We start from the raw sequence: 7,171 nt of genomic DNA, 5'->3' as shown, positions 1-7,171 counted from the left end.
ACCGAGCACGTACCGCCCCGCGACGACCGCGAACGGGAGGTCACCCGGCTCTGGGAGGAGACCCTCGGCATCGGCGGCATCGGGGTGCACGACAACTTCTTCGACCTCGGTGGCGACTCGATGCGCGCCGTGCTGCTGTCCGGACGGCTGCGCCAGACCGGCGTCCTCGACGTCCCGGCGGCGACCCTGCTGGCCGCGCCCACCGTGGCCGGAGTCCTCGCCGCGGCCGGCCGGACGGACGGGCAGGCCCCGGAGGTCGCCTCCTCCGCGCTCGGCCCGCTGCTGCCGCTGCGCGCCGAGGGCAGCGCCGCCCCCCTGTTCTGCGTCCACCCCGGCGCGGGCGTCGCCTGGCGCTACACGGGCCTGCTGCCCCACCTCGGCGGCGATCAGCCCGTCCACGGCATCCAGGCCGCCGGCCTCGACGGCACCCGGCCGCCCGCCCCGGACGCCGCCGCCATGGTCGCCCACTACCTCGACCTGGTACGCCAGGTGCAGCCCCGCGGCCCCTACCGGCTGCTGGGCTGGTCCTACGGCGGATTCGTCGCCCACGCCATGGCCTGCGCCCTGCAACGCGACGGCGAGCAGGTCGAGCTCCTCGCCATGCTCGACGCGCCCCAGCCGCACGGCACGGCACACGACGCCGGCGCCACAGAGCGCCAGGTCGCCGCCCTGCTGTCGAGGGTGGCCGGCCTTCCCGTCGACGCACAGGCCCCCGTGGAGGCGGTCCTGGACCGGATCGACGCCCGCGTCGCGGCCGACCCGGCGAGTGTCCCCGTCACCCGCGCCGAGGCCGCCGCCATCGCCGCGGTCATGCGCAACAACCTGCGCATCGCGCCCCAGTTCACCCCCGGCACCTACCGCGGTGACGTGCTGTTCTTCAGCGCCGCCGAGGAGCGGCACACCGAACACCCGGCGGATCTGGCGGTACTGCCCAACAAGGCCGACAGCTGGCGGCCGTACGTCGACGGAACGCTCCACGACCATCACGTGCCCTGCGGCCACTACGAGATGACCGAACCCGAACCCATCGCCCGCATCGGCGAAGCGGTCGCGAAGGCACTGCGCGCCCTCGGCGACCGCGCCTGCACACCCCCTTCCCCGTGACACCCGCGACGAGGAGAACCAGCGTGCAAGCGACCCAGGACCTCTACGAACTCGGTGACGCCCCCGAGATCGGCGCCGCCCCGAAGAAGATGTACGCCTCACTCATCCGCCGTGAGCGCTACGGACAACCCGTCGACGCCTTCCGCACCGAGGTGGTCGACGTGCCGCCCGTGGGTCGCGGCCAGGTCCTGGTCAAGGTGATGGCGGCCGGCATCAACTACAACAACGTCTGGGCGGCGCTCGGTTCGCCGCTCGACGTGATCGCCGCACGGCAGAAGGCGGGCGCGAGCGAGGACTTCCACATCGGCGGTTCCGACCTGTCCGGGATCGTGTGGGCGGTCGGCGAGGACGTACGCGGGGTGGAACTCGGCGACGAGGTCGTCGTCCTCGCCAACCGCTGGGACGAGAAGGCCGAGGACATCCGTCTCGGCGGCGACCCCACGTGGTCCGCCAGCCAGCGGGTGTGGGGCTACGAGGAGAACTACGGCTCGTTCGCCCAGTTCGCCGTGGTCGACGACTACATGTGCCACCCCAAGCCCGCGCGGCTGTCCTGGGCGGAGGCCGCCTGCTACATGGCGACCGCCGCCACCGCCTACCGCCAGCTCTTCGGCTGGCCGCCGCACACGGTCCGTCCCGGCGACCCGGTACTGATCTGGGGCGGCGCGGGCGGACTGGGCTGTATCGCCATCCAGCTCGTCCGGCACGTCGGCGGCATCCCCGTCGCGGTCGTCTCCAGCGAGGAACGGGGCGAGTTCTGCCTCAAGCTGGGCGCCGAGGGCTTCATCGACCGGGGGAGGTTCGACCACTGGGGGAGACTGCCGGACACCTCCGACGAAGCGGCGACGGCACGCTGGCTGTCGGGAGCCCGGGCCTTCGGACGGGCCTTCTGGGAGGTGCTGGGCGAGCGCCGCAGCCCGCGCATCGTGCTGGAACACTCCGGCGCCGACACCGTCCCCACCTCCCTGTACCTGTGCGACAACGGCGGCATGGTCGTGCTGTGCGGCGGCACCACCGGCTACAACGGCGACGTCGACCTGCGGTTCCTGTGGATGCGGCAGAAGCGGCTGCAGGGCTCGCACGTCGCCACGGCACGGGAAGCACGTGAGGTGACCCGGCTGATCGACCAGGGGATCATCGATCCTTGCCTGTCCCGGACCTTCGACTTCGACGAGATCGGCCTCGCCCACCAGCTCATCCACGACAACCGGCACCCGGCGGGCAACATGGCGGCCCGGGTGGGCGACCTGGGGTGATTCGTCCTCGGCCTGAGGGGTACCTGCGGCAGGGTACGACGCACGCGACCTCTTGGAGGTACCCCCCATGGGCAAGCTGGGCGACATGATGAACAAGGCCAAGGAGATGGCCAAGGGCCATCCCGACCAGGCGGACAAGGGCGTCTCGGGCGCCGAGCGCATGGTCGACGAGCGCACGGGCAACAAGTACGACGCCCAGACCGACAAGGCGGCAGACGCGGTGCGGCGTTCCTACCAGGACGGCGGCACGACGCCGGAGCGCTGACCCCTCGCCCCGCCCGTCCCCGGCTCACCCGGGGCCGGGCGGCTTGCGTCAGCCGGGGAAGGCTTCCCGGCCGGTCACGTAGCTGAAGACTCCCGCCGCCCCGATCGCCGCCCCGATGGGCACGACCCGCACCCGCACGGCGCGCGCGGGATCCACGCGACGGCAGACACGCAGTTCGTCCCCGCGGGACGAGGCCCGCAGGTCCCGCAGGCCCCCCTCCGCCACGGCGAGGGCTTTCCAGGCCGCTTCCTTCGCCGAGAACAACGCGGTCACCGACCAGACCGCGAGCAAGGGCTCCTCGTCCCCGCGCAGCACCAGACGGGCCGCGGCGCGGGGCAGAGGCCGCAGCTCCAGGTCACAGCCGAGAGGTGAGCCCCCGTCGGCACCGCGCGCCACGGCGACGGCGATCCCCGCACTGTGCGAGATCGATGCGGCCCGGCCCGGCGGGAACACCGGCAGGCGCCCCGACCGGGGGATCTCACCGCAGTCCAGCCCCACCGCCCGCAGGGCCCTGCGGGCGGCCCGACGGCCGGCCAGGAACTCCCGCCTCCGCTGCTCCGGCATCGAGGCCGCGGCAACCGCCTCGGCGGGCCCGGCCGGTTCGGCATCCGGTTCGGAGACGGCCGCTACACCGAGCCCGAGCCCCGCGGCGAGAAGGAGCGGACGCAGCACCGCCAGGTCATCCCGCACGCACGCTGAGGGCTTGCCACGGTGCGGCTCCTCGCCAGTCCGGCCCGACCACACAGGTCTCCCGCGGCCCCGAACCGCCGTCACAGGCTCCGCACCAGCCCGGGCCGGCCACGACGTCAGCGTCGTGGCCGGCCCGGTTCGGATCGGGCGCTCGGTCATTGCCGTCCGCCCTCGCGCGCGCTCATACCCGCAACAGCTTCTTGATGATCTTGCCGGCGGGATTGCGCGGCACCTGCTCGATGAACTCCACCCGTCGCGGCCGCTTGTACGGCGCGAGCAGCCCCGTCACGTGTGCGAGCAACTCCGCGGCGCTCGGCTCCGCGCCCGCCTCCAGGGCCACGTAGGCCAGCGGCACCTCGCCGTAGTCCTCGTCGGGCATGCCGACGACCGCCGCGTCCCGGACCGCCGGGTGGGTCATCAGGGCGCGCTCGATCTCGGAGGGGTAGACGTTCTGACCCGCGCGGATGATCACGTCCTTGGTGCGGTCCACCAGGCTGATGCGGCCCTCGACGTCCATGAAGCCGAGGTCGCCCGTCCGGATCCAGCCGTCGCGGGTGATCGCGCGCGTGGCCCCGGGGTCGTTCCAGTAGCCCTGCATGACGCCCGGCCCGCGCACCACGATCTCGCCGATCTCGCCGGCCGGCAGTTCCCGGCCTGCTTCGTCGACGGCACGGGCGGACATGCCCGGCACGACCCGTCCGCACGGGATGCGAGCGGTCACGTCCCCGGGCGCGGGGTGCTCGTCCGGTCCCAGCGTGACGAACGGGCCGCCCACCTCGGTCATGCCGTACACCTGCCGGAAGCCGCACCCGAGCCGTTCGACCGCGTCGGCGTAGACGTCGAGCGGCATGGGGGCGGCCCCGTACAGCACCTCCCGCAGCGAGGACAGGTCGGTGTGCCCGGACATCTTCGCCTGGAGCATGAAGCGCAGCATCTGAGGCACCAGCCACATGTGCGTGGCGCGGTGCCGCTGCACGGCCGACAGCGCCCGCTGCGGGGTGAATCCGGGCATCAGCACGATCGTCGCGCCGGCCGCCAGGTAGGTGAGGGACACCACCATGCTGCCGTGGTACAGCGGGCAGCAGTTGACCATGACGATGTCGTCGGTGGGGCGGGCCATCACCAGCCAGCCGAGTGCGATCGCGCGGAAGGACGCGCTGTTGACCGTCACCCCCTTGGCCTGCCCGGTGGTCGCCGAGGTGTGCAGTACGGCGATGGGTTCGGTGTCGGCGACGTCCGGCAGTTCCCGCTGTTCGGCCAGGGTGCCCAGCGCCGCCAAGGCGGGCTTGTCGAAGGCGACCCGCAGGCGCACCGACTTCGGCAGCTCGGCGTGACGGTCCAGCAGTTCGGACTCGCCGAGGACGGCCACCGCGCCGACCCGTTCGACGATGTCGGCGACCTCGGGCTCGGCCAGGCTGTGATTGAGCGGCACGAACAGCGCGCCGAGGCGGGCCAGCGCGAAGTAGCTCTCCAGGACCTCGATCCGGTCCTTGGAGAGCACGGCCACCCGGTCACCCCGCCCGATGCCCAAGTCCGCGAGGCCGTGTGCCAGTTGCCGCGTACGGTCGTGCAGTTCGGCCCAGGTGACGCTGCGTTCGTCGTCCACCAGCGCGATCCGGGCGGGCCGGCACTGGCGGTTGCGCTCCAGCAGCTGCGTCAGCCACATCACGCACCGCCGCTCGCGCCGGCGCCCGCGCGCTCGGCCACGAAACGCTCGTAGTCACCGATCGTGCGCAGCTCCTCCATGTCCTCGGCGGTGATCTCGACCCCGAGCCGCTGCTCGACCAGCAGGACCAGGCGCACCAGGTCCCCGGAGTCGATGCCGCTGGCGGCCAGGTCGGCGTCGTCGCCGATCCGGTCGGCGTACTCGACGGTGCCGGTGAGTTCGACCAGCAACTCCCTGATGGTGCTCATGGTTTCCCCTTTCGCCTCGGCGTGCCGGCCGCCGCGGTCCACGACTGTCACCTCCTCAAGAGGCCGCCGCGCCCGGCCGCACTCCCCGGGCGCCCCGTGAGCTTTGTCACGCGCCAGAACCTCGCGGGCCGGGGATAGCCGGGCCGCCCGCCCGGCCTCTTACCGCAACGAAGCAACCCGTTCCGCCCGGCGCCCCGCGCGGGCGGTCGCCGAACCGAAGGAGTGATGTGCGTGCCCAGGCAGCCGGTACGGGCCCGGCCCCCGCGACGATGCCCGCAGCACGACACCGCCGCAACGGTCACCGCACGCCCGGGTGGTGTCCGGGAGTGCGGGGCCGTGGGGGTGGTCGCCGTTTGTCCGGGTGGTGTCCGGGAGTGCGGGAGCGCGGGGATGGTCGCCGTATCTCCGGGTGGTGCCCGGGAGCGCGGGGCCCCGGGGATGGCCACCGCACGTCCGGCGGATGTCCGGGAGCACGGCATGGCCCCAACGGTCGCCGCACGTCCGGGCGGTGCCCGGTGACCGCACCGACCACGGCCTCCTCCACCTCCACCGCCTCCGTCTTCTCCACCGCCACCTCCACCGTCTTCTCCACCGCCACCTCCACCGCCACCGGCACGGCCTCCGCCACCGCGGACGAGGACGACCTGCGCGCCCACTTCGACGCGCTCATAGCCGCCGGCGAGACGATCGAACCGCGCGACTGGATGCCCGACGGCTACCGCCGCATGCTGGTCCGTCAAATCGCCCAGCACGCCCACTCCGAGATCATCGGCATGCAGCCCGAGGGCGCCTGGCTCACCCGCGCCCCGTCCCTGCACCGCAAGTCGGTCCTGCTCGCCAAGGTGCAGGACGAGGCGGGCCACGGCCTGTACCTGTACTCCGCGGCCGAGACACTCGGCGGGGACCGCGCCGACCTGCTGGACGCCCTGCACCACGGCCGGCAGCGCGCCTCGGCCACCTTCAACCATCCCGCGCTGACCTGGGCGGACACCGGCGCCATCGCCTGGCTGACGGACGGTGCCGCCGTCATCAACCAGGCACCCCTGTGCCGTACGTCCTACGGGCCCTACGCCCGCGCGATGCGCCGCGTCTGCCAGGAGGAGGCCTTCTACGTGCGCCAGGGCCGACCTGATGCGCGCCCTGTGCGAGGGGACCCCGGAGCAGAAGGAGATGGCGCAGGACGCGGTGAACCGCTGGTGGCTGCCGGCGGTGGCGCTGATGTTCGGACCACCCGACACGGAGGCGGGCGGCGCCGACGCGCGGACCGCCGCGCTGGGGGCCGCGGTCTCCCGCCGCGCGATGGCCTGGGGCATCAAGCGCCACACCAACGACGAGCTGCGCCAGCGTTTCGTCGACACCTGCGTCCCGCAGGCCGAGCGCCTCGGCCTGACGCTGCCCGACCCGGCGATCCGCTGGAACGAGGAGCGCGGGCACTACGACTTCACGCCCGTCGACTGGGACACCTACCGCACGGCCCTGGGCGACGACACCCACTGGGCGCGGCAGCGTATCGCGCACCGTCGGGCCGCGCACGAGGACGGCGCCTGGGTCAGGGAGGCCGCCGTCGCGTACGCGGCGAGGACGGACGAGCCGCGGGGAGCGGCCGCATGAGCGCGGCACGACAGGGCGCGCCCGCGTCCTGGGAGGTGTTCCTGCGCGCCCGCAGGGGCCTGGCGCACCAGCACGTGGGGTCGGTGCGTGCCGCCGGGCCGGACGCGGCACTGGCCGCCGCCCGAGACCTGTACACGCGCCGGGGCGAGCCCCTGTCGCTGTGGGTGGTCCGCTCCGACGCCGTGCACACGGCCTCCCCGGACGAACGCGACCCGTACTTCGCGGGCGCCCGCCACAAGCCGTACCGCTACCCCGAGCACTACGCGCCGCTGACCGAGAAAGGCCCCGAAGGTGAGCACGACGAGTGACGTTGTGGCGTCACGTCCCGGCACCC

At 73.3% G+C, this 7,171-nt stretch carries 7 protein-coding genes and 1 pseudogene; 5 read left to right on the top strand and 3 right to left on the bottom strand.

All coding sequences use genetic code 11. The features are described from left to right. The 3 genes from EHS43_RS01830 to EHS43_RS01820 form a co-directional block, all read left to right on the top strand. Window positions 1-1,104: thioesterase domain-containing protein (locus EHS43_RS01830; protein WP_260470344.1), on the top strand; the 1,104-nt coding region annotated here is incomplete at its 5' end. A gap of 23 nt (window positions 1,105-1,127) precedes the next feature. After that, complete coding sequence (gene ccrA, locus EHS43_RS01825) at window positions 1,128-2,357, top strand: crotonyl-CoA carboxylase/reductase (protein WP_125188767.1); 1,230 nt, start codon at window positions 1,128-1,130, stop codon at window positions 2,355-2,357. Between the two features lie 67 nt (window positions 2,358-2,424). Continuing rightward, window positions 2,425-2,622 carry an antitoxin gene (locus EHS43_RS01820; protein ID WP_053849222.1) on the top strand — a complete coding sequence of 66 codons (198 nt, stop codon included), beginning with the start codon at window positions 2,425-2,427 and terminating at the stop codon, window positions 2,620-2,622. A 48-nt stretch (window positions 2,623-2,670) separates the two neighbouring features. Here EHS43_RS01820 and EHS43_RS01815 read toward each other — a convergent pair whose 3' ends face one another. The 3 genes from EHS43_RS01815 to EHS43_RS01805 form a co-directional block, all read right to left on the bottom strand. Then, a complete protein-coding gene (locus tag EHS43_RS01815) occupies window positions 2,671-3,294 on the bottom strand; it encodes an enterobactin synthetase (RefSeq protein ID WP_260470343.1) in 624 nt (207 codons plus the stop codon). Window positions 3,295-3,493: 199 nt separating this feature from the next. Then, window positions 3,494-4,978 (bottom strand): class I adenylate-forming enzyme family protein, encoded by a 1,485-nt coding sequence (locus EHS43_RS01810; RefSeq protein WP_125188765.1) that lies wholly within the window; start codon window positions 4,976-4,978, stop codon window positions 3,494-3,496. Next, a complete protein-coding gene (locus EHS43_RS01805) occupies window positions 4,978-5,226 on the bottom strand; it encodes an acyl carrier protein (RefSeq protein ID WP_077799511.1) in 249 nt (82 codons plus the stop codon). Before EHS43_RS01805 ends, EHS43_RS01810 begins: the two co-directional genes overlap by 1 nt. Before the next feature lie 644 nt (window positions 5,227-5,870). On the opposite strand from EHS43_RS01805, the pseudogene paaA reads away from it, so the two are divergent. Both paaA and paaB read left to right on the top strand, forming a co-directional pair. Further along, a pseudogene (gene paaA, locus EHS43_RS01795) lies at window positions 5,871-6,837 on the top strand (1,2-phenylacetyl-CoA epoxidase subunit PaaA). Then, window positions 6,834-7,145, top strand: a complete 312-nt coding sequence (gene paaB / locus EHS43_RS01790) for a 1,2-phenylacetyl-CoA epoxidase subunit PaaB (RefSeq protein ID WP_125188764.1) — start codon at window positions 6,834-6,836, stop codon at window positions 7,143-7,145. The pseudogene paaA and the gene paaB overlap by 4 nt, the downstream one beginning before the upstream one ends. Window positions 7,146-7,171: the final 26 nt, after the last annotated feature.

The sequence above is a fragment of the Streptomyces sp. RP5T genome (assembly GCF_003933965.1).
GTDB lineage: Bacteria > Actinomycetota > Actinomycetes > Streptomycetales > Streptomycetaceae > Streptomyces.
This window is presented reverse-complemented; position numbering and strand designations above follow the sequence as displayed.

Excerpts from the sequence above, each read along its gene's own strand:
- EHS43_RS01820 (WP_053849222.1), top strand. The coding sequence starts at position 2,425 with ATGGGCAAGCTGGGCGACATGATGAACAAGGCCAAGGAGATGGCCAAG.
- EHS43_RS01810 (WP_125188765.1), bottom strand. The coding sequence starts at position 4,978 with ATGTGGCTGACGCAGCTGCTGGAGCGCAACCGCCAGTGCCGGCCCGCC.
- EHS43_RS01805 (WP_077799511.1), bottom strand. The coding sequence starts at position 5,226 with ATGAGCACCATCAGGGAGTTGCTGGTCGAACTCACCGGCACCGTCGAG.
- paaB (WP_125188764.1), top strand. The coding sequence starts at position 6,834 with ATGAGCGCGGCACGACAGGGCGCGCCCGCGTCCTGGGAGGTGTTCCTG.